This is a genomic window from Saccharopolyspora hordei (assembly GCF_013410345.1).
GTDB lineage: Bacteria > Actinomycetota > Actinomycetes > Mycobacteriales > Pseudonocardiaceae > Saccharopolyspora > Saccharopolyspora hordei.
The window spans coordinates 3,181,688-3,203,421 of record NZ_JACCFJ010000001.1 but is presented as its reverse complement, the minus strand read 5'-3'; the positions used below and the strand labels follow the sequence as shown (position 1 = coordinate 3,203,421).

The 21,734-nt window shown below is 72.0% G+C and carries 18 protein-coding genes and 1 pseudogene; 6 read left to right on the top strand and 13 right to left on the bottom strand.

Annotated elements, in window-relative coordinates; all coding sequences use genetic code 11:
- Window positions 1–5 precede the first annotated feature (5 nt).
- Window positions 6–1,670, top strand: a complete 1,665-nt coding sequence (locus tag HNR68_RS14845; RefSeq protein ID WP_179721406.1) for an acyl-CoA dehydrogenase family protein — start codon at window positions 6–8, stop codon at window positions 1,668–1,670.
- Window positions 1,667–2,887, top strand: a complete 1,221-nt coding sequence (locus HNR68_RS14840; RefSeq protein ID WP_179721404.1) for a CoA transferase — start codon at window positions 1,667–1,669, stop codon at window positions 2,885–2,887. The genes HNR68_RS14845 and HNR68_RS14840 overlap by 4 nt, the downstream gene beginning before the upstream one ends.
- Window positions 2,888–3,094: 207 nt before the next feature.
- On the opposite strand, the gene HNR68_RS27640 is transcribed toward HNR68_RS14840, so the two are convergent.
- The 5 genes and pseudogenes from HNR68_RS27640 to HNR68_RS14820 all read right to left on the bottom strand — a co-directional run bounded on the left by HNR68_RS27640 (window position 3,095) and on the right by HNR68_RS14820 (window position 7,504).
- A complete protein-coding gene (locus tag HNR68_RS27640; RefSeq protein ID WP_380574015.1) occupies window positions 3,095–3,517 on the bottom strand; it encodes an AMP-binding enzyme in 423 nt (140 codons plus the stop codon).
- A gap of 90 nt (window positions 3,518–3,607) precedes the next feature.
- Window positions 3,608–4,733 (bottom strand): annotated as a pseudogene (locus HNR68_RS27635) (AMP-binding protein); the annotation flags it as partial.
- A gap of 13 nt (window positions 4,734–4,746) precedes the next feature.
- Window positions 4,747–5,481 carry an SDR family NAD(P)-dependent oxidoreductase gene (locus tag HNR68_RS14830; protein WP_179721402.1) on the bottom strand — a complete coding sequence of 245 codons (735 nt, stop codon included), beginning with the start codon at window positions 5,479–5,481 and terminating at the stop codon, window positions 4,747–4,749.
- A gap of 39 nt (window positions 5,482–5,520) precedes the next feature.
- The gene (locus tag HNR68_RS14825; protein ID WP_179721400.1) at window positions 5,521–6,666 is read right to left on the bottom strand and encodes an acyl-CoA dehydrogenase family protein; all 1,146 of its coding nucleotides are present in this window, start codon (window positions 6,664–6,666) and stop codon (window positions 5,521–5,523) included.
- A gap of 28 nt (window positions 6,667–6,694) precedes the next feature.
- Window positions 6,695–7,504: an enoyl-CoA hydratase-related protein gene (locus HNR68_RS14820; protein WP_179721398.1), complete on the bottom strand. Its 810-nt coding sequence runs from the start codon at window positions 7,502–7,504 to the stop codon at window positions 6,695–6,697.
- Between the two features lie 133 nt (window positions 7,505–7,637).
- On the opposite strand from HNR68_RS14820, the gene HNR68_RS14815 reads away from it, so the two are divergent.
- Window positions 7,638–8,315, top strand: a complete 678-nt coding sequence (locus HNR68_RS14815) for a TetR/AcrR family transcriptional regulator (protein WP_179721397.1) — start codon at window positions 7,638–7,640, stop codon at window positions 8,313–8,315.
- Window positions 8,316–8,423: 108 nt separating this feature from the next.
- Here the strand turns inward: HNR68_RS14815 and HNR68_RS14810 are convergent, their stop codons facing one another.
- From HNR68_RS14810 to HNR68_RS14800, 3 genes are all read right to left on the bottom strand, one after another.
- The gene (locus HNR68_RS14810) at window positions 8,424–9,449 is read right to left on the bottom strand and encodes a Gfo/Idh/MocA family protein (protein ID WP_179721395.1); all 1,026 of its coding nucleotides are present in this window, start codon (window positions 9,447–9,449) and stop codon (window positions 8,424–8,426) included.
- Window positions 9,450–9,523: 74 nt separating this feature from the next.
- Window positions 9,524–10,939: a sugar porter family MFS transporter gene (locus HNR68_RS14805; RefSeq protein WP_179721393.1), complete on the bottom strand. Its 1,416-nt coding sequence runs from the start codon at window positions 10,937–10,939 to the stop codon at window positions 9,524–9,526.
- A gap of 62 nt (window positions 10,940–11,001) precedes the next feature.
- Window positions 11,002–11,952, bottom strand: a complete 951-nt coding sequence (locus HNR68_RS14800; protein WP_179721391.1) for a TIM barrel protein — start codon at window positions 11,950–11,952, stop codon at window positions 11,002–11,004.
- A 209-nt stretch (window positions 11,953–12,161) separates the two neighbouring features.
- On the opposite strand from HNR68_RS14800, the gene HNR68_RS14795 reads away from it, so the two are divergent.
- Window positions 12,162–13,193 carry a LacI family DNA-binding transcriptional regulator gene (locus HNR68_RS14795; protein WP_179721389.1) on the top strand — a complete coding sequence of 344 codons (1,032 nt, stop codon included), beginning with the start codon at window positions 12,162–12,164 and terminating at the stop codon, window positions 13,191–13,193.
- A gap of 61 nt (window positions 13,194–13,254) precedes the next feature.
- Here the strand turns inward: HNR68_RS14795 and HNR68_RS14790 are convergent, their stop codons facing one another.
- From HNR68_RS14790 to iolC, 5 genes are read right to left on the bottom strand one after another with little or no spacing between them, the layout of a single operon-like run.
- Window positions 13,255–14,748, bottom strand: a complete 1,494-nt coding sequence (locus HNR68_RS14790; protein WP_179721387.1) for a CoA-acylating methylmalonate-semialdehyde dehydrogenase — start codon at window positions 14,746–14,748, stop codon at window positions 13,255–13,257.
- 23 nt (window positions 14,749–14,771) lie between these two features.
- The gene (gene iolD / locus HNR68_RS14785; RefSeq protein WP_179721385.1) at window positions 14,772–16,637 is read right to left on the bottom strand and encodes a 3D-(3,5/4)-trihydroxycyclohexane-1,2-dione acylhydrolase (decyclizing); all 1,866 of its coding nucleotides are present in this window, start codon (window positions 16,635–16,637) and stop codon (window positions 14,772–14,774) included.
- Window positions 16,634–17,533, bottom strand: a complete 900-nt coding sequence (gene iolB / locus HNR68_RS14780) for a 5-deoxy-glucuronate isomerase (RefSeq protein WP_179721382.1) — start codon at window positions 17,531–17,533, stop codon at window positions 16,634–16,636. The genes iolD and iolB overlap by 4 nt, the downstream gene beginning before the upstream one ends.
- 17 nt (window positions 17,534–17,550) lie before the next feature.
- Entirely contained in the window at window positions 17,551–18,432 is an 882-nt protein-coding gene (locus HNR68_RS14775; RefSeq protein ID WP_179721381.1) for a Cgl0159 family (beta/alpha)8-fold protein, read from the bottom strand.
- Between the two features lie 20 nt (window positions 18,433–18,452).
- Window positions 18,453–19,421 (bottom strand): 5-dehydro-2-deoxygluconokinase, encoded by a 969-nt coding sequence (gene iolC / locus HNR68_RS14770; protein WP_179721379.1) that lies wholly within the window; start codon window positions 19,419–19,421, stop codon window positions 18,453–18,455.
- A gap of 147 nt (window positions 19,422–19,568) precedes the next feature.
- Here iolC and HNR68_RS14765 point away from each other — a divergent pair, with 147 nt between their 5' ends.
- The gene (locus tag HNR68_RS14765; RefSeq protein ID WP_343050158.1) at window positions 19,569–20,351 is read left to right on the top strand and encodes a GntR family transcriptional regulator; all 783 of its coding nucleotides are present in this window, start codon (window positions 19,569–19,571) and stop codon (window positions 20,349–20,351) included.
- 270 nt (window positions 20,352–20,621) lie between these two features.
- Window positions 20,622–21,497, top strand: coding sequence for a sugar phosphate isomerase/epimerase family protein (locus HNR68_RS14760; RefSeq protein ID WP_179721377.1), 876 nt, complete (start codon window positions 20,622–20,624; stop codon window positions 21,495–21,497).
- The last annotated feature ends 237 nt before the right edge of the window (window positions 21,498–21,734 follow it).

Below are 21,734 nucleotides of genomic sequence, written 5' to 3'. Positions count from 1 at the left end.
ACTGGATGAACTTCGCCGACTCAGACCCCGCGCTGCGCCCGCTGCTGGACCGCTACCTGGCACCCGACGACCGGGCCCGCGTCGAACCGGTGCTCGCCGAGCTCGGTGAGCTCGCCGCCGGGGAGCTGGACCGGCTCGCGGCGACCGCGGAGGTCAACCCCCCGGTGCTGCGGCCGTTCTCGCCGAGCGGCGACCGCGTGGACGAGGTCGTCTTCCACCCCGCCTACGAGCGGATGGTGGAGATCGGGTTCTGCCGCTTCGGTCTCGCCGCGCTGCCGCACCGCGGCGTGCTCGGCTGGCCGGGGCCGGCCCCGCACGTCGTCAAGTACGCGCTGTCCTACCTGTTCTCCCAGGCCGAGTACGGGCTGGGCTGCCCCATCAACATGACCGACTCGGCCGCCCGGGTGCTGAGCATGTTCGACCCGGACACCTTCCGCGCCGAGATCGAGGCGCTCACCTCCACCGACCCCGAGCACCACGCCACCGGCGCGATGTTCATGACCGAGGTCGACGGGGGCACCGACCTCGGGCAGACCGCGACGGTGGCCACCGACCACGGCACCCACTGGACCCTGCGCGGCCGCAAGTGGTTCTGCTCCAACGTCACCGCGGACGTCATCCTCACCCTCGCCCGCGTTCCCGGGCAGGGCGAGGGCACCCGAGGCCTCGGCATGTTCCTGCTGCCGCGCGTGCGCCCCGACGGCACCCGCAACAGCTACCGGATCGACCGGCTCAAGGACAAGCTCGGCACCCGCTCCATGGCCAGCGGTGAAGTCACTCTGGACGACGCCTACGCGCAGCCGGTCGGCGACCTCACCCGCGGCGTGAAGCAGATGCTGGAGATGGTCAACCACTCGCGGGTCTCCAACGTCATGCGGTCCACCGCGCTGATGCGCCGCGCCGTCCACGAGGCGATCAGCCACGCGCGGCAGCGCGTCGTGTTCGGCAAGCCGCTGTTCGACCAGCCGCTGATGCGGCGCACCCTGCTGGGCCTGCAGCTCGACGTGGAGGCCTCGCTCGGCGTGGTGCTGGAGATCGGGGACCAGCTGGAGAAGGGCGACGCGGGCGACGAGACGGCCCGCGTCCTCGCCCGCGTGCTCACCCCCGCGGCGAAGTACTCGGTGTGCAAGCGGGGTCGCTGGGTGACGTCCGAAGCCATGGAGGTCCGGGGCGGCAACGGCTACATCGAGGACTGGGTCAACCCCCGGTTGGTCCGCGACGCCCAGCTCGGCTCCATCTGGGAGGGCGCGTCCAACGTCGTCGCCCTCGACGTGCTGCGCTGCATGCGGTTGCACTCCGCCCACCGCGTCCTCGCCGACACCTACCTGGACCGCCTGACCGGCGCCGGTCTCGCCGAGGTCCCGCTGGTCGCCCGTCTCGCCGAGCACTGGCGCGCGCTGCGGGAGCGGGGTGAGCGGCTGCTCGGGCGCGGTCGCGACGAGCAGGAGATGGCCGTGGGCGACTACACCGAGGCGCTGTGCCAGGCCGTGATGGCCACGCTCCTCGTGGAGCAGGCGGGCTGGGAGGCCAAGGCGGGGTCGGGGAAGCGCAAGACCCTGGTCGCCGAGGCGTTCTTGCAGCGGCTGTTCACGCCCGAGGAGATCCCGACCGCCGCGCTCGACGCGCTGCCCGCCATCGTCGACGGCGTCGACCCGGAGGTGGCCCGGTGACCGCGGAGCAGGACAGCACCGCCCCGCTGGCCGGGATCCGCGTGCTGGACCTGTCGAAGATCCTCGCCGGCCCCTACGTCAGCCAGGCGCTGTCCGACATGGGTGCCGAGGTGGTCAAGGTCGAGCACCCCGACGGCGGGGACCCCACCCGGTCGTGGGGGCCGCCGTTCCGGGGCCCGGACGCCACCTACAACCTCGCCATCAACCGGAACAAGCGCTCCGTCGCGCTCGACCTCACCACCGAGGACGGCCAGGCGATCGCCCACCGGCTGCTCGAGCGCAGCGACGTCGTCATCGACAACTTCCGGCCCGGCAGCTCGCTGGCGCGCGCCTTCCACGGGCCGCAGCTGGTCGAGCGGTACCCCCGGCTGGTCGCCCTGCACCTCTCGGCCTACGGCGAGACCGGTCCGCTGCGCGACGAACCCGGGTACGACATGGTGGTGCAGGCCGCCGCCGGCCTGATGTCGCTGACCGGGGAGCCCGACGGCCCGCCGGTCAAGGCCGGGTTCGCCTTCGGCGACCTCGGTGCCGCGATGTGGGGCCTGACCGGGGTGCTCGCCGCGCTCGTCGAACGCGCCCGCACCGGGCGGGGGAAGTACGTCTCGACCTCGCTGTACGAGTCGCAGCTGGCCTTCCACGGCAGTTTCGCGACCGCGTACTTCGCCACCGGCCAGAACCCGCCGCGGCTCGGCTCCGGGCACCCCAGCCTGGTGCCCTACCAGGCCTACCCGACCGCGGACGGGCACCTGGTGATCGCGGTGGGCAACAACGCGCAGTGGCGGGCGCTGTGCACCGCCCTGGAGCGCCCCGAGCTCGCCACGCACCCGGACTGCGCCACCAACGCGGACCGGGTCGAGCACCGGGACGAGGTCAACGACGCGATCTGCGAGCGGTTGCGGACCGCCGGCACCGCGCACTGGCTCGCCGTGTGCAAGGAGCACGGCGTCCCGGTGGCACCGGTGCGCACCCTCGCCGAGGTGTACCAGTGCCCGCAGACGGCGGCGCTGGGGATGGTCGACCGCGTCGACCACCCGGTCGTCGGCGAGCTGGAGCAGATCGCGCTGCCGCTCACCTTCGACGGGCGGCGCCCCCGCCCGCGCACGGCCCCGCCCACCCTCGGCCAGCACACCAGGGAGGTCCTGGAATCGCTGGGCTGCCCCGCCGACCAGGTCGAGCGCGTCCTCGCCCGAGCCCAGGAGGGGGCGCGAGAGGCCTGAGCTCCCGGTCACCAGCGCGCGAGGAGGGTGTGTCCAGCCACTCCCTCCTCGCGCGCCCACCCCCCGTGCGGGGACGGCGTCGCCCGTGGCAGACCCGTCCCCGCGGTGCCCCGGCGGAGCCCGGGAATCGTCCGATGCGGACGGTCCGTGGCGTCGGGCTCCGACCCGGGAACCCGTGCTCCGGTCAGGCGCGGGCCGTCGCGGCGATCACCCCGCCGGCCCGTCGACCACCTGCGCGCGGAGCTGGAACTTCTGGATCTTGCCGCTGGGTGTCCGCGGGAGCTCGTCGAGCACCTCCAACCGCTCCGGCCAGTACTGCTTGGCGACGCCCTTCTCAGCGAGGTGGGCCTGCATCTCGGCGAACTCGAAGCCGGACGCTCCGGGCTTGAGCACGACGCAGGCGCAGGCGCGTTCCTGCAACCGCGGGTCGGGCACGGCCACCACGGCGACCGCCTCGACCGCCGGGTGCTCGTAGAGGACGTTCTCGACGTAGGCGACGGGGACGTTCTCGCCGCCGCGGATGATGACGTCCTTGGTGCGCCCGGTGATCCGGAGGTAGCCGTCCTCGTCGAGGTGGGCGAGGTCACCGGTGTCGAACCAGTCGCCGCGGCCGTCGTCGGCCGGGACCATCAGCTCCCGCGTCAGCTCCAACCGCTCGGCGTAGCCGACGAACAAGAACGGTCCGCGCACCTGCAGGGCGCCTTCCGTCCGCGGCGGCACCACCTCGCCCTCGCGGTCGACGACGCGGACCTCCATGTTCGGCCAGGGGTGGCCGTCGGTCTCGACGATCTTGTCCTCGGGGTCACCGGGGATCCCGAGGGTGACCAGGCCTTCCTCGGTCTGCCCCCAGCCGCCGAGCACGGCGAGCCCGGGCAGCCGCTCGCGGGCCTGGCGGACCACCGCCGACGGGATGGGCGCTCCCATGCAGCAGAACCGGGTCAGCGACGACAGGTCCCGCTCGGCGAGGTCGGGGACGCGCAGGATGTCGTGCAGGAACGGGGTGGCCGCCGAGGTGCAGGTGATGCCGTGCCGCTCGACCAGGTCGACGAACTCCACCGGGTCCCACACGTCCTGCAGCACGCAGGTGGCGCCGTTCTGCACGTTGAGCCGGGCGCCGTAGAGGAACCCGGTCAGGTGCGCCAGCGTCGAGGCCATGTGGAACACCGAGTCCGGTGTGGTGCCGAGCCGCTCGGGAAGCGGGTCGTTGGCCGCGACCATCGTGTTGTGCGTGTGCATGACGCCCTTGGGCTCACCGGTGGTGCCCGAGGTGAAGATCAGCAGCGTCACGTCGTTGGGGTCGGGCCGCAGGGCGGGGAGGACCGCCGGGTCGCGGACGTCCTCCCACGGTGTCGTGATGAACTCGTCCCACGAGGGCTCGCCGATCACCAGCACGTGCTCCAGCGCGGGCCAGTCGCCGCGGAGGCGTTCGACCATCGCGGCGTGGTCGAACCCGGCGGAACGCCCGCGGCACGACCACCAGCTTGGAGCGCGCCAGGGAGACCATGAACCCGACCTCGCGCTCGCGGTAGTTCGGGATCAGCGGGTTGCTGATCGCGCCGATCCGGCTGGCGGCGTAGTGCACGACGACCCACTCGATCCAGTTGGGGATCTGGAACGAGACCACGTCCCCCGGACCGACGCCGAGTTCGAGGAAGCCCAGCGCGACGCGGTCGACGAGCTGCTTGAGCTCGGCGTAGCTGATGCGCCCCCGGCTGTCGACGAAGGCGGTCTTGTCCGGTGCGGTGGAGGCGTTCTCGTCGAGGAAGTCGGTGATCGTGCGGTCGCGCCAGTGGCCGGCCGCCGTCTCGCGGGCGATCCGGTCGGGGGTGAGCAGGGTTGTGAACACGAGGACCTCCCGGTCACGCCATGGTGAGGCCGCCGCTGACGCTGACGGTCTGGCCGGTCACGAAAGCCGCCTCGTCGGAGGCGAGGAAGGCCACGGCGGCGGCGACGTCGGCGGGCTGGCCGAGCCGCCGGAACGGGATGGCCTTCTTCAGCGCCTCGCGCAGCTTCTCGCCGCCCATCGAGGCGAACAGCGCGGTGTCGGTCGGGCCGGGGCACACGCAGTTGACCGCGACCTGCGAGCGCGCCATCTCGCGGGCCATCGCCTTGCTGAACGCGATCACGCCGCCCTTGGCCGCGGAGTAGACGGCCTCACCGGAAGAACCGACGCGACCGGCGTCCGAGCCGAGGTTGACCACCCGGCCGGACCGCTGCTCGGCCATGATGGGCAGCACCGCCTTCGAGGTGTTGAACACGCCGTAGAGGTTGATCTGGACGACGCGGTCCCAGGTCTCGGGTTCGGAGTCCAGGAACGCCTCGCCCTTGTCCCAGCCGGCGTTGTTCACCAGGACGTCGATCCGGCCGAACCGCTCCACCACCTGCGCGACCATCGCGTCCACCGACTCGCGGTCGGTGACGTCGGCACGGATGCCGACGCCCCCGACCGACTCGGCGACCGCCGTCGCCGCGGCCTCGTCGACGTCGGTGACGGCCACCGTCGCGCCCTCAGCGGCGAGCTTGGTCGCGATCGCCTCGCCGATGCCCTGGCCCGCGCCGGTCACGATCGCGATCTTGTCCTCGAGCTTTCCCATGCTGTCCCTCCTGGTGTGGTCGTCGAACGTGGCCGGCGGTCACGGCGCGTGGGCGCGGCCCAGCAGCCCGCGCGCGATGACGAGCTTGGAGACCTGCGCGGTGCCGTCACCGATCTCGAGGCCGATGACGTCGCGCAGCCGCTGCCCCACCGCGTGCTCGGCGGAGTAGCCGACGTGCCCGAGCGTGAGCAGGCACTGGTGGATCACCTCGGTCGCGAGCTTCGGCGCCCAGAACTTCGCCATCGCCGCCTCGGTGCTGTGCTCGCGGTCGTGGTCCTTCAGCCACAGCGCCTCGTAGCAGACGTGCCGCGCGCCGCGGAGGTAGGTCGCCGACTCCGCGAGCGGGAAGCTGACGCCCTGGAACTTCCCGATCGGCTGGCCGAACGCCTCCCGGTCCCGCGCCCACTGCAGCGCCTCGGCCAGCGAGGCCTGCGCCGCGCCCAGGCAGAGCAGGCCGATGATGGCGCGGGAGTAGTCGAACCCCTGCATGACGGAGACGAACCCGCCGCCCTCCGCGCCGATCAGCTCGGCGCGGGTCACCGGGACGCCGTCGAAGCGGACCGATGCGCGCCCGATCGCCCGGCTGCCGAGGTCGTCGAACTTCGTCCGCGAGACGGCCGGGTCGGTGAGGTCGACCCAGAACGCGCTGACGCCCCGGGCGCCCGGCCCGCCGGTGCGCGCGAGCACGACGGCACGGTCGGCCGCCATGCCGAGCGTGATCGACGTCTTCTCGCCGTGCAGCCGCCACCCGTCACCGTCGGGCACCGCCTTGAGCTCGAGCGCGGCCGCGTCGGTGCCGTGGTCGGGCTCGGTGATGCAGATGCACGGCACGGTCTCGCCGGAGGCGATGCGCGGCAGCCAGTCGGCCTGCTGCTCCGCGGTCGCGTGGCGGACGATGATGTCGCTGATGAGTGCGGTGTTGATGATGAGGTAGCCCGCGTTGAAGTCGGCGCGGCCGACCTCCTCCGCCGCGATCCCGGCGACCACCGCGCTCGCGCCCTGGCCGCCGTGCTCCTCGGGGATGCGCAGCCCCGTCAGGCCCATGCTCGCCATGTCGGCGGCGAGCTGCGGGCGGAACACGGCCGCCGCGTCGTCAGACTGGTAGTGCGGGGCGAGCACCTTCTCCGCCCACCTGCGCAGTTCCGCGCGGAAGGCTTCCTGCTCGTCGTCGAACCCGAAGTCCATGTTCGCCTCTCGTCGGTGCGCGGCGCCGTCAGTGCCAGTGGACGTGCGGCGCGAAGTCGGCGGCCCGCTTCTCCGCGAAGGCGTTGGCGCCCTCCATGCCCTCCGGCGAGGTGGAGAACATGTCCAGCGCGGTCATCGCCATGTTGCTGAAGCCGGCCTGGTGGTCGGTGTCGGCGTTGAAGGACTGCTTCAGGAAGCGGAGGGCGGTGGGGCTGAGCGCCGCGACCTCCGACACCCACCGCTTGGCCTCGGCCATCAGCTCGTCGCCGGGGACGACCTTGTTGACCAGCTTCATCTCCAGCGCCTCGGCCGCGGAGTAGATCCGGCACCAGAACCAGATCTCGCGCGCCTTCTTCTCGCCGACGACGCGGGCGAGGTAGGCCGAGCCGAACCCGGCGTCGAACGACCCGACCTTCGGTCCGGCCTGGCCGAACCGGGCGTGCTCGGCGGCGATGGAGACGTCGCAGAGCACCTGGAGCACGTGGCCGCCGCCGACCGCGACCCCGTTGACGGCGGCGATGACCGGCTTGGGGATGTCGCGGACGATCTTGTGCAGCTCACCGATGCGGAACCGGTTGAGCTCGCTCGGCCCGTAGTCGCCGGTCTCGGCGCGCTGCTTGACGTCCCCACCGGTGCAGAACGCCTTCTCGCCCGCACCGGTGAGCACCACGGCGCGCACGCGGCGGTCGGACCACGCCAGGTTGAACGCGGTGATCAGCTCGTCCACCGTCTGCGCGCGGAACGCGTTGTACCGCTCGGGGCGGTTGATCGTCACGATCGCGGCCGCGTCCTGGACCTCGTAGACGACGTCGTCGAACTCCTGCTCCGCCACAGCCATGCCGCTCGCTCCTCGGTTGTGAACATCGGTTCATTCGTGGTGAACTTTGGTTCATCACGGTCGGCGGTGTCAACCGTCACAGCGCGATTCGTGTGATTGGATGGACGTGGGACTGCTGGAGGAGGTGCCGGACATGAGCTCAGCCGCAGCTGACGACGCGACGCTGCTCGACCCCGACCTCGCCGCCCGCAACGCGCGCAAGGAGCAGCGCCGCCGGCAGCTGCTCGACGCGGCCGCGAGGGTGATGGAGCGCGAGGGGTCGCAGGCCGTGTCGATGCAGGCCGTCGCCGCGGAAGCCGGCGTGAGCGTCGGGCTCATCTACCGCTACTTCGGGAGCAAGGACGAGCTGCTGCTGGCGGTCATCGTCAACGTCCTGGAGGACTTCGCCGTCGCGGTGCCGGCCGCGATCGACGCCGCTGGGGACGACCCGGTCGAGCGGCTGGCCGCCGCGTTCCGCGGCTACTGCGAGGTCATCGACCGCCACCGGCACGCCACGGTGCTCACCTACCGGGAGAGCAAGTCGCTCGACGAGGCCGGTCGCGAGCGGATCAAGGAGCTCGAGGTGGAGACCAGCCGGCCGCTGAGCAGGCTGCTGCGCGACGGCATCGAGGCCGGTGTCTTCCGGCCGGTGGAACCGGAGACGGTCGCCTACAACCTGCTGCTGGTCGCCCACGCCTGGGCGCTGAAGCACTGGTACTTCGAGCGCACCTACAGCTTCGACGACTACGTCCGCGCCCAGCTCTCGCTCGCGCTGCACGGTCTGGTCCAGCCCAAGCACCGACGGCGCTACGCCCGCTTCCTCCAGGAGTAGCGCCCGGAACGCTCCGCGTCCGATGTGGACGCTCCGGAAGCACGCTGAGGGCGTGCCGGTTCCGCCCGGGAACTGGCACGCCCTCGTGTGGTGGCGCGGGAACCGTGGTCAGGACCTGGCGTAGAAGTCCGGGCGTTCGACGAGGTCCACCTCGGTGCGCTGGCCGGCGGTCTGCGCTCGCACGCCGGCTTCGCACGCTGCTGCTGCGGCGTAGCCGTCCCACGCGTTCGCGCCCGCGTTGTCCACCTCACCGCGGCGGGCGGCGTCGGCCCAGCGCTGGAACTCGCGGTCGAACGCCGCGCCGAAGCGATCGCGGAAGTCCGCGGTGACCGCGCCGCCCCACTGCCCGTTCCGGTGGACCAACGGACCCCTGTCCGCGCCGACGAGCGCGGTCCCCCGCTCCCCCACCGCCTCGCAGCGCACCTGGTACCCGAAGCCGCAGTTGACGAAGATCTCCACGTCCACCAGCACACCGCCGGCCGTCTCGATCGTCACCAGCTGCGGGTCGAGCAGGCCCTCCGGCGCCTGCGCCGTGGACCGCGGGGCGCGCACCGACACCGCGGCGATCTCGTCGTCGAGCAGCCACCGGGTGGTGTCGAACTCGTGCACCACCGAGTCGTAGACCATCATCTGGCTGGTGAACCCGGGCGGTGAGGACGGGTTGCGGTGCGCGCAGTGCAGCAGCAGCGCGCGCCCCAGCTCACCGGACCCCAGCAGCCGCTTCAGCTCGACGTACTCCGCGTCGAAGCGGCGCATGAACCCGACCTGCACCAGGTGCCGGCCGCGCTTCTCCTCCGCCTCGAGGACGCGCAGCGACGACTCCGCGTCCGGGGTCAGCGGTTTCTCGCACAGCACCGGCAGACCGCGCTCGATCGCGGCCAGCAGCAGCGGTTCGTGGACCGCGCCCGGCGATGCGATCACCAAAGCGTCCACATCGGACGCCGTGATGACGTCGTACGGGTCCTGCGTGGCGCGTGCGCCGAGGCCCTCGGCCACCTGCTGCGCCCGCTCCAGGTCGGGGTCGGCGACCGCGACCAGCCGGGCACCGCTGGTCCGCTCGTGGACGCGCACCGCGTGGTCGGCGCCCATCCTCCCGGCGCCGACCAGGCCGACGCGGAGGTCGTGCTCGGACATGAGTTCCTCGCATCCGTGGTGTCGGGATCGCTGCACCAGCGATCGTCACTGCACTGCTCTGCTGCCGCCAGCGGTCACGAGTACCGGGCGCGCAGTTCGGTCTCCAGGTCCTCCAGGGACCGGCCGCGGGTCTCGGGCACGAACTTCGCGACGAACCCGATCGCCACGACGCCGATCCCGACGAAGACCAGGAAGGTGGGCGCGATGCCCAGCGCGTCGACCAGGACCGGGAAGGTGAGGCCGACGGCGAAGTTGGCGAGCCACAGGGTGAGGCTGGCGATGCCGAAGGCGAACCCGCGCATCTTCAGCGGGAAGATCTCCGACAGCATCAACCAGGTGACCGGGGAGAGGGCGCCCTGCTGGAACGCCAGGAACAAGACGGTCAGGCCGAGCACGACCAGCCCCCGGGTGAGCCCCTCCGGCACGGTCGAGGACACGATCGCCAGCAGCAGCAGCGCCGTGACCGTGCCCAGCTGACCGGCCAGCAGCATCGGCCGCCGGTCGACCCGGCCCAGCAGGTAGATGCCGACGAAGGTGGCCAGCACCGAGATCACGCCGTTGGCGATGTTGGCGACGATGGCGCCGTTGGTGGTGAACCCCGAGGTCTGCAGGATCTGGGTGCCGTAGTACATGATCGTGTTGACGCCGCTGACCTGCTGCACGACGGCGATCCCGATCCCGACCAGCACCAGCCGCCGGATCCACGGCACGGCCAGGTCCGCCCAGCCACCGGTCTGCGCCCGCTCGTCCTCCTGCGCCAGCCGCTGCACCTCGGCCAGCTCGGCCTCGGCGCGCTGCGCGGAGCGGACTTGGCGGAGCACGTCGAGCGCGTCGCCGATGCGGCCGTGGGAGGCCAGCCAGCGCGGGCTCTCCGGCATGACCAGCATGCCGAACCACAGGACCACCGCGGGCAACGAGGCGATCACCAGCATGTAGCGCCAGACGTGCGCGGAGTCGCCGAGGGCGCTGGCGATGCCGGCGTTGAAGGTGAACGCCAGCAGCTGACCGGTGACGATCATCAGCTCGTTCTGGGTCACCAGCCGCCCGCGGCGCTCGGCCGGCGAGACCTCGGCGAGGTAGGTCGGCACGGTGACCGAGGCACCACCGACCGCCAGGCCCAGCACGAACCGGGCCGCCACCATCACCGGCGCGCTGGGCGCGAGGGTGCAGGCCAGGGTGCCGAGCAGGAACACCACCGCGAGCGCCAGGATGGTGCGCCGGCGTCCCCGGGCGTCGGACAGCCTGCCGGCGATGACGGCGCCGATCGCGGCACCCAGCAGCAGCGAGCTGGTGACGAGGCCCTCGGTCAGCGGAGTCAGGCCGAGGTCGGACTGCATGAACGGCAGCGCACCGTTGATGACCCCGGTGTCGTAGCCGAACAGCAGGCCGCCGAAGGTCGCCACCACGGTGATGACCTTCAGCCGGCGCGAGTGGCGCGTGTCCTGCGCGGTCGAGGGCGGTGTCGGCACGTCGGTGTGCGCTTCGGGCATCGGGTCGTTCTCCTTCGTGGGCGGAACCGGGCCGCGGCGCGCGGCTCCGGGATCCGAGCGGGTCACCGGGTCCGGGGCCGTTCGCTGCCGGTCAGCCCGCAGCCGTTGAGGTACTCGCGGGTGCGGACCGCGATGGGCAGCGGCACGTCCGGGGCACACGGGTAGAGGTCCTGCTCGACGATCACGAACAGCTCCGCGTCCAGTTCGGACAGCTCCCGCACGACCTCCGCCGGGTTCGGCACGCCGGCGGGTGGCTCGACGCACACGCCCCGCTTGACCGCCTCCCCGAACGACAGCCCCTCGGCGGCCACCTGGGCGAGCACGTCCGGGTCCATCTGCTTGATGTGCACGTACCCGATCCGCTCGGCGTACCGGCGGATGAGATCGACGTTGTCGCCGCCGCCGTAGGCCACGTGCCCGGTGTCCAAGCACAGGTTCGCGTACCGGGAGTCCGTCGCGTTGAGGAACCGCTCGATCTCCGCCTGGGTCTGGATGTGGCTGTCAGCGTGCGGGTGCACGCACAACCGCACGTCGTAGTCCTCCAACAGGATCTTGCCGAGCTCGTCCGCCGCCTTCCCCAGCACGTCCCACTGCTCCGCCGACAGCTCCGGCGCCTCGGTGAAGGCGCCGGTCTTCTCGTCCCGGTACATCGGCGGGATGAACACCAGGTGGTGCGCGCCGACGGCCGCGGTGAGCGCGGCGACCCTGCGGACGTCGGCCAGCACCAGTTCCCACTCCTGCGGGCGGTGCAGCGCGCCGAACGTGGTGCCGCCGGAGACCTGCAGCCCGCGGGAGCCGACCTCGTCGGCCAGCCGCTCCGGGTCGAGCGGCAGGTAACCGGGCGGGCCGAGCTCCAGCCACCGGTAGCCGGCCTCGACGAGTTCGTCGAGGAAGCGCGTGTAGGGCACCTGGTGCTCGTCCTCGGGGAACCACACGCCCCACGAATCCGGCGCGGAGCCGAGGCACAGGTTGCCCGCCACGGTGCGGACGTCAGGTCGGGACGTCGTTGTCATCGGGCCCTCCTCGATCGGCGTGGGCTGCCCGGCGCTCCCCGCGCCCCGGCCCACCACCTGGTCAGTCTTGAGCTCGTTCGCCCTGGTGAGATGGTCTAGCGCGCTCTACTAGCGCGCTCTAGTACCGGCCACTATGGTGGCCATCACAGGAAAATGTCAAGACGTTCTGGCAAAAACCGCGGCCGACCCGATGCGGCAAGATCATGGGGATGACCGACGAGCCCACCCAGCGCGACGGCACACCAGGCCGCCGACCGACGATGTCGGACGTGGCCCGGCGGGCCGGGGTGTCGCGCGCCCTGGTGTCGCTGGTGTTCCGCAACCAGCCGGGCGCCAGCGAGAGCACCCGCCAGCGCGTGCTGCTCGCCGCCGACCAGCTCGGGTACCGCCCGGACACCGCGGCCCAGATGCTCGCGCGCAGGCGCAGCCGCACGCTCGGCGTGATGCTCACCGTGCACCAGCCCTTCCAGGCCGACTTCGTGGAGGCCGTCTACCCGGAGGCCGAACGACTCGGCTACGAGGTCCTGCTGTCGGCGACCGCGCCGTCCCGCGACGAGCGCAAGGCGGTCGAGGCGCTGCTCAGCCACCGCTGCGAAGCGCTGATCCTGCTCGGCCCGCGCGCCGACGACCAGCAGCTGGACGTGCTCGGGCGCCGCGCGGTCGTCGCCGTCATCAGCCGCCCGGCCGGCGGCGCTCACGTGGACAGCATCCGCACCTCGGACGAGGAGGGCGTCCGGCGGGCCGTCGACCACCTCGTCGAGCTCGGGCACCGCAGCATCGTCCACGTCGACGGCGGCGACGGGCCGGGCGCAGCCGCACGCCGCAGCGCCTACCTGGCGGCCATGCGGGAGCACGGACTGGCCGACGGGGCGCGCGTGGTCCCCGGAGCGCACACCGAGGACGCCGGGATCGAGGCAGCGCACCAGCTGCTCGGCGACGACCAGCTGCCCACCGCGGTCCTGGCCGGCAACGACCGCTGCGCGCTGGGGCTCATGCGCACGTTCGCGCAGGCCGGGGTCACGGTTCCGGACGACATCTCGGTCGTCGGCTACGACGACAGCCACATCTCGCACCTCGCCCACGTCGACCTGACCACGATCCGGCAAGACGTCCACCGGATGGCCGAGCACGCGGTGCGGCTGACCGTCGAGCGGCTCGAGGACCCCGCGCGGCAACCCCGGGAAGTCGTCCTCGGGCCCGAGCTGGTCGTCCGCGGAACCACCGCACCCCCAGCCCGCTGAACGGACGCAGCGGCGCCGCGCCCGACCGTGGGGCCGGGCGCGGCGCAGGTCCGCCCGTGGCTCAGCTGTTGCTGGGGAAGCCGAGGTCGACGCCGCCGTCGCTGGGGTCGGGCCAGCGGGTCGTGGTGACCTTGCCCCGGGTGTAGAAGTGGATGCCGTCGGTGCCGTAGATGTGGTGGTCGCCGAACAGCGAGTCCTTCCAGCCGCCGAAGGAGTGGTAGCCCACCGGCACCGGGATCGGCACGTTGACGCCGACCATGCCCGCCTGGACCTCGAGCTTGAAGCGGCGGGCGGCACCGCCGTCGCGGGTGAAGATCGCCGTGCCGTTGCCCCAGCGCGAGGAGTTGATCAGCGCCAGGCCCTCCTCGTAGCTGGAGACCCGGACGACCGAGAGCACCGGACCGAAGATCTCGTCTTGGTAGGCGTCCATCTCGGGCGTGACCTTGTCCAGCAGGCTCACCCCGACGAAGAACCCGTTCTCGTGGCCCTCGACCTCCAGCTCGGTGCCGTCCACGACCACCTCGGCGCCCTGCTCGCGGGCCTTCGGGACGTAGGAGGCGACCTTGTCGCGGTGCTCGCGGGTGACCAGCGGGCCCATCTCCGAGGCCGGGTCGGTGCCCGGGCCGACGGTCAGGTTGCGGGCCCGTTCGGCGATCTTGGCGACCAGCTCGTCGCCGATCGGGTCGACCGCGACGACCACCGAGACGGCCATGCAGCGCTCGCCGGCGGAGCCGTAGGCGGCCGACACGGCGGCGTCGGCGGCCTGGTCGAGGTCGGCGTCGGGCAGCACCAGCATGTGGTTCTTCGCCCCGCCCAGCGCCTGCACCCGCTTGCCCTGGGCGCTGGCGGTCCGGTGCACGTGCTCGGCGATCGGGGTCGAGCCGACGAAGCTCACCGCCGCGACGTCGGGGTGCTCCAGCAGCCGGTCCACCGCCGGCTTGTCCCCGTGCACCAGGTTGAGCACACCGTCCGGCAGGCCCGCCTCGCTGGCCAGCTCGACCAGCCGCAGGGTGGCCGAGGGGTCCTTCTCGCTGGGCTTGAGGACGAAGGTGTTGCCGCAGGCGATGGCCAGCGGGAACATCCACAGCGGCACCATCGCCGGGAAGTTGAAGGGCGTGATCCCGGCGACCACACCCAGCGGCTGCCGGATCGTCTCCACGTCCACCCGGGTGGAGACCTGCGTGGAGGTCTCGCCCTTGAGCAGCTGCGGGATCCCGCACGCCAGTTCCACGATCTCCAGTCCGCGCGCCACCTCGCCCAGCGCGTCGGAGTGCACCTTGCCGTGTTCGGCGGTGATCAGCGAGGCGATCTCGTCGCGGTGCGCGTTGAGCAGTTCGCGGTAGTCGAACAGCACCTGCGTCCGCTTCGCCAGCGAGGAGCTGCTCCACGAGGCGAACGCCTTCGCCGCCGACGCGACCGCGCGGTCCACCTCGGCGGTGTCCGCGAGCGCGACCTGGCCCGTCTGCTCCCCCGTCGCCGGGTTCGTCACGACGCCGTAGCGGCCCGACGTCCCCTCGGCGATCCCGCCGTCGATGAAGTGCTGGATGGTCTTCACAAGGATGTCCTCACGATCTCTGGTCACAGGTGGTGGCGCTGCGCTCGCGCCTGGTCCTCGTAGCGCTTGCGCGCCAGCTGGGTGCTTTCGCGGCGGGACACCTCGGCCACCGGCACGTCCCACCACGCCTCGGCCGGCGGCGACGCCTTGGCCGGGTCGGTCTCGACGTGCACGGCGGTCGGGCGCTCGGACGCCCGCGCAGCGCGCAGCGCGTCCCGCAATTCGTCCACAGTGGAGGCCCGCAGCACGTCCACGCCGAGGCTCTCGGCGTTGGCCGCCAGGTCCACCGGCAGCGGCTCGCCGGTGAAGGTGCCGTCGTCGGCGCGGTAGCGGTAGGCGGTGCCGAAGCGCTCTCCGCCCACCTGCTCCGAGAGCCCGCCGATCGAGGCGTAGCCGTGGTTCTGCACCAGCACCACGGTGATCTTGATGCCTTCCTGCACCGCGGTGACCAGCTCGGTCGGCATCATCAGGTAGGTGCCGTCGCCGACCAGCGCGAACACCTCGCGCGACGGGTCGGCCAGCCGGGCCCCGATCGCGGCCGGGATCTCGTAGCCCATGCACGAGTAGCCGTACTCGACGTGGTACTGCTGCGGGTCCTTGGCCCGCCACAGCTTGTGCAGGTCGCCGGGCATCGACCCGGCCGCGTTGATCACCACGTCCCGGTCGTCGAGGACCTCGTCGAGCACGCCGAGCACCTCGGCCTGGCCCGGCCGCTCGTCCCCGGCGGCGCCGCGGGTCGTCCGCTCGACGACCTCGGCCCACCGCTGCGCACCCGCGCGGTACTCCCGGACGTAGTCCTCGGACACCCGGTGCCCGCTGAGCGCGGCGGTCAGCTGCTCCAGCGCGGCACGCGCATCGCCGATCACCGGGGTGGCCGCCTGCTTGTGCGCGTCCACCGAGGCGATGTTGACGTTGACGAACCGGACGTCCGGGTGGGCGAACAGCGTCCGTGACGCGGTGGTGAAGTCCGAGTAGCGGGTGCCGACGCCGATGACCAGGTCCGCGGTGCGGGCGATGTCGTCGGCGACCGCGGTGCCGGTGTGCCCGATGGAGCCCAGCTCGCACGGGTGGTCGTAGCGCAGCGACCCGCGCCCCGCCTGCGTCTCCGACACCGGGATGCCGGTGCTCTCGGCGAGCTCCCGCAGCGCGTCCTCCGCACCGCTGTGGTGCACGCCGCCCCCGGCGATGATGAGCGGGCGCTCGGCGGCGCGGATCCGCTCGGCGGCCTCGGCGACGGACTGCGGGTCCGGCTGCGGGCGGTGCACCCGCCACACCCGCTCGGCGAAGAACTCCTCCGGCCAGTCGTGGGCCTCGGCCTGCACGTCCTGCGGCAACGCCAGGGTCACCGCGCCGGTCTCCACCGGGTCGGTGAGCACCCGCATCGCGTCCAGCGCGGACGGGACCAGCGCCTCCGGGCGCCAGATCCGGTCGAAGTAGCGGGACACCGGGCGCAGGCAGTCGTTGACCGAGACGTCGCGCGCGTGCGGCACTTCGAGCTGCTGGAGCACCGGGTCCGCCGGGCGGGTCGCGAAGACGTCCCCGGGCAGCAGCAGCACGGGCAGGTGGTTGATGGTGGCCAGCGCCGCCCCGGTGACCAGGTTGGTCGCGCCCGGCCCGATCGAGGTCGTGCACGCGTAGGTCGACATCCGGCCGCTCTGCCGGGCGTAGCCGACGGCCGCGTGCACCATCGCCTGCTCGTTGCGGCCCTGCAGGTACGGCATCGCGCCCTCGGACTCCAGCAGCGCCTGGCCGATGCCGGCGACGTTGCCGTGCCCGAAGATGCCCCAGCAGCCGGCGATCAGCCGCTGCCGCTCTCCGTCGCGCTCGGTGTACTGGTTGGCCAGGAACTGCACCAACGCCTGTGCGACGGTCAACCGCCGGGTGCTCATCGTCCCTCCACTGCGGTCTGCTCGGGTGCCGTGTACAGCGGCAGCCGCGGGTCCACGGGTTGCTCGGCCCAGGTGTCGCGCACCCACGCGTGCGCCGGGTCGTCGCAGATCAGCCAGGCACGCTCCGGGGACGGGCCGGCCATCACGTTGAGGTAGTACATGTCGTAGCCGGGCACCGCCATCGACGGCCCGTGCCACCCGTTCGGGATCAGCACCACGTCACCGCTGCGGACCTCGGCCAGGACGTCGGTGGTGCGGTCCGGGCCGGACGGGTAGACGCGCTGGTAGCCGACGCCGGGCGTGCCGTGCGAGTCGGCGATCTCGAAGTAGTAGATCTCCTCCAGCTGCGACTCGCCCTCGCGCTCGACGTCGTGCTTGTGCGGCGGGAACGACGACCAGTTCCCGGACGGGGTGAGCACCTCGACGGCGATCAGCCGGTCGGCCTCGAACACGTGCGCCGCGCCGAAGTTGTTGACCTGGCGGCTGGCCTGCCCGGCGCCGCGCAGCTCGACCGGCACCCCGGAGGCCGGGCCGTAGCGGACCGGCAACCGGTTCTCGCAGCGGGCTCCGGTGAGTGCGAACCGGCCGCCCGCGGCGCTGGTGATCCGCACCTGCGCGTCGCGCGGCACGTAGGCGAAGTCGGTGACGCCGTGGAACACGCTGGTGCGCCCGGCCAGCTCGAACGTCTCGCCGTCGCAGGTGACCGTGCAGCCGCCGGACAGCGGCAGCACGATCCACTCGCTGTCGCCGGTGGCCAGCTCGTGCTCGTCACCGGCGTCGAGCTCGAGCACCCGCAGCGACGAGTAGTCCCAGCCGGCCGTCTCCGGGTCCACGTAGGTGGTGTACTCGCCTCGCGCCGTCGTTCCGGCGGGGCAGTAGAAGCGGTCGTTGGTCACAGCACTTCCTCCCGAGCTCACAGCAGGTCGACAGCGGCGTCGACGGCGCCGGCGACGTCGTCGTCGTGCGGGTACAGCAGGGTCCGGCCGACGACGAGCCCGCGCACGTTCGGCAGTTGCAGTGCCTTGTGCCAGCGCTCGTGGGTGGCCGCCGGGTCGGTGGAGACCTCGCCGCCCAGGAGCACGGTCGGCAGGGTGGACGTCTCCAGGGCGCGGCCGATCTGGTCGATGTCGTCGACCACCGGCACCTTCAGCCACGTGCGGGCCGACGTCCCGCCGAGGCCCGAGGCGATCGCGATGGAGCGCGCGACCGCCTCCACCGACAGGTCGTTGCGCACCTTGCCGTCGACCCGGCGGGACAGGAACGGCTCGACCATCGCCATCAGCCCGCGGTCGGCGAGCTCGTTGACGGCGTTCGCCGCCCCGCACAGGGTGTTCAGCGAGCCGGGGTCGCTCATGTCGATGCGCAGCAACAGCTTCCCGCCGTCGAACCGGAGCCGCTCGATGTCGACCGCGCGGTGCCCGGTGAACCGGTCGTCGAGCTCGAAGTCCGCCCCGGCCAGGCCGCCGCGGTTCATCGAACCGATGACGACCTTGTTCTCCAGCGCGCCCAGCAGCAGCAGGTCTTCCAGGATGTCCGCGGTGCCCAGCACGCCGTCCACGCCGGGCCGCTGCAGCGCGACGCACAGCCGCTCCAGCAGGTCGGCCCGGTTGGCCATCGCCAGCGGGTCGCCACCGGCCGCGAGCGCTCCGCGCGCCGGGTGGTCCGCGGCCACGATCATCAGGCGGCCGCGCTCGCCCAGCAGGGGCCGCCGGGTCCGGGCGGCCGCGGCTTCCGCGATCGCCTCCGGGTGGGTGGCGCGCACCCGGGTGAGGTCGGTGATGGTCAATGGAGACAACGGTTCTCGCTCTCTGCCGCTCAGGCGCTGCGCGCCGAGCGGTCGGGGTTCGGGGACAGCAGGGCCTCCACCTCGTGCTCGTGGGGCATCGCCGACGAGCAGGCCAGGCGCGACGCCACGAGCGCCCCGGCGGCGTTGGCGAAGCGCATGGTCCGCTCCAGCTCCCAGCCCTCCAGCAGGCCGTGGCAGAGCGCACCGCCGAAGGCGTCGCCCGCGCCGAGCCCGTTGACCACCTCGACCGGCACCGGGGGCGCGACCACCTCGGTGTCGCGGGTGCGGGCGAGGACGCCGTCGGGCCCCTGCTTGACGACGGCGAGCTCCACCCCGGCGTCGAGCAGCCGTGCGGCGGCTTCGCGGGGTTCGCGGACGCCGACCGCGCGCTCGACCTCGTCGAGGTTGCCCACCGCCACCGTGACGTGCGGCAGGGCCTGCTGGTACCAGCTGCGGGCCTCGTCGTGGTCCGGCCAGAACATGGGCCGCCAGTCCAGGTCGAACACCGTCATGCCACGCTTGGCCCGGTGCCGCAGCGCGGCCAGCGTCGCCGACCGGCTGGGTTCTTCGGCCAGACCGGTGCCGGTCATCCAGAACACGCGCGCCTCGGCGATCGCGTCCAGGTCCAGCTCGTCGGTGTGGATCTCCAGGTCCGGGGCCTTGGGCTGGCGGTAGAAGTACAGCGGGAAGTCGTCGGGCGGGAACACCTCGCAGAAGGTCACCGGCGTCGGGTACTGCTCGACGGCGGTGACCCAGCGGTCGTCGACGTCGAAGTCCCGCAGCGCTTGGTGGACGTACTCGCCGAAGGGGTCGGCGCCGGTGCGGCTGATCACCGCGCTGCGGTGGCCGAGCCGGGCGGCCGCGACCGCGACGTTGGTGGCGGTGCCGCCGAGGTACTTGCCGAAGGTCTCGACCTGCGGCAGGGGTACGCCGGTCTGCAACGGGTAGATGTCCACCCCGATCCGCCCCATCGTGATGACGTCGAACGGGCTGCCCATAGCGGAGACCTCCGGGGAAGACGCGGGCCGCGGGTGCGGCCGGAGCACCTGACTGCTCCCTGTCTACTCGGTGCGCCGAACCCATGTCAAGACTTTGTCAGTACATACTTACCTATAGACGTCGAATGGTCCTGATATCGTGCAGAGGTGACCGCGAGCCAGCGCCGCCGAGGCCCAGAACCCACCTGGGACCCGGCCACCCAGATCACCGTGGACCACCGCAGCCCGGTCCCGCTCTACTACCAGGTCGCCAGCCAGATCGAGGAGGCGATCGACTCCGGCGCTCTCCCGGTCGGCGCGCGCCTGGGCAACGAGATCGACCTGGCCGCCCGGCTCGGCCTGTCCCGGCCGACCATCCGGCAGGCGATCGGCTCCCTGGTGGACAAGGGTCTGGTGGTCCGCAAGCGCGGCGCAGGCACCCAGGTGGTGTTCAACCGGGTCAAGCGCTCGCTGGAACTGAGCAGCCTCTTCGACGACCTCAGCCGGGTCGACCAGCAACCCACCACGAAGGTCCTGGTCAACGAGGTGATCACCCCCTCCCCCGAGGTCGCGCACCTGCTCGGGATCGGTGAGGAGGACCAGGTGCTGCACCTGGAACGGGTCCGCTCCGCCCGCGGCGAACCGATCGCCCGGATGCGCAACTACCTGCCCGCCGGACTGGTCGAACCGACCGACGACCAGCTCGAGGAGCACGGGCTCTACCAGCTCCTGCGCTCCGCCGGGGTGCAGCTGCACGCGGCGCAGCAGTCGATCGGCGCGCGGGTCGCCGAGGAAGCCGACGCCGAACTGCTCGACGAACCGGTGGGCGCACCGCTGCTGACCATGCAGCGCACCACCTACGACCAGTCCGGCCGGGTCGTCGAGTACGGCACCCACGTCTACCGCGCCTCCCGCTACACCTTCGACCTCTCCCTCCGCGGCGACGCCTGACCACACCCGGGAGGCGGCCCCCGCACGCCAGCGGATGGTGCGCGCCTCGGACCGCGCCCGCCGCCCGGCTGACCGCTTCCAGTGACACGCCGGTGCGACGCCGCACTTGACTCGGCGATTTTGTCCATACAAACTGACAAACAGCGGGCGCCGACGGGTGACGTCGGCGCCACCTCGCGCGAGGTCCCGCCGCGCTGACGACCGACCACTCGGGCCGACGACCGGACCCGGCGCTCCCGCAACGACATCACCGGACCCAGGAGGTGTGCGATGGTGAAGATCGCCCTCGACCCCACGCCGTACCACGCCAGCCACGACTTCCTCGACTTCTTCGACGTCGCTGCGGCCGCCGGCTACGAGTGGATCCAGCTGACCCCGCACCCGGACTTCATCCCGTTCTTCTCCCACCCACGCGTCGACGCCGCCTACCTGGCCAAGGTCAAGAAGCGGGCCGCGGACGCCGGCGTCGGGATCTGCTCGCTGCTCCCGGTGCAGCGCTGGTCGTGGCCGGACGAGCTGCCCCGCGAAGCCGCGGTGCGCAACTGGAAGCGCATCATCGAGATCGCCGGGGAACTGGATGTCCCGGTGATCAACACCGAGTTCTCCGGCCGCCCGGAACGGGCCGAGGAGTCCGAGGCGGGCTTCTACCGCTCGATGGAGGAGCTGCTGCCGGTCATCGAAAGGGCGGGTGTGCAGGTGAACATCGACCCGCACCCGGACGACTTCGTCGAGGACGCGCTGGAGGCCTGGCGCATCATCCGCGGCCTGGACAACCCCGCGATCGGCTTCGTGTACGTGGCCAGCCACACCTTCCACTACGGCGACCGCGCCAGCACGCTGCTGCCCGAGCTGGGCGACCGGCTGGGCGCCGTCTACACCGCGGACACCATGGACCACCGGCGTTCCCACGGGTTGCGCTACATCACCAACCCGCCCGGCAACCCGGCCCGCGTGCACCAGCACCTCAAGATCGGCGACGGCGACGTGGACTGGACCGAGCTGTTCACCGCGCTCGCGGCGTCCGGGTTCCTGGCGCGGGAGGGCGCGATCATCTGCTCGAACGTCTTCGCCGAGGACGAGTCCGCCGACGAGACGTCCCGGTACCAGCTGGCCAAGGTCCGCGAGCTCATCGCCGCGGCGAGCTGACCTCCGGACGGCGGCGCCAGCGGAGCAGCGCCGGCGCCGCCCGGTCCGCAGTGGACCTCGACCGCGACGCGGTCGACCCGGCCATCTTCGAATCCGGAACGCGAGAACGACCACCACACGACCACTCTCATCTCACTCGCTCGCGATCCCGTGCAACCGTTTCGCTTTTGAGTGTCGACTCACGAAAACTGTTGGTACCGCGACAAGAACTTTCGTCCTGTCACGTCCGATGCCATC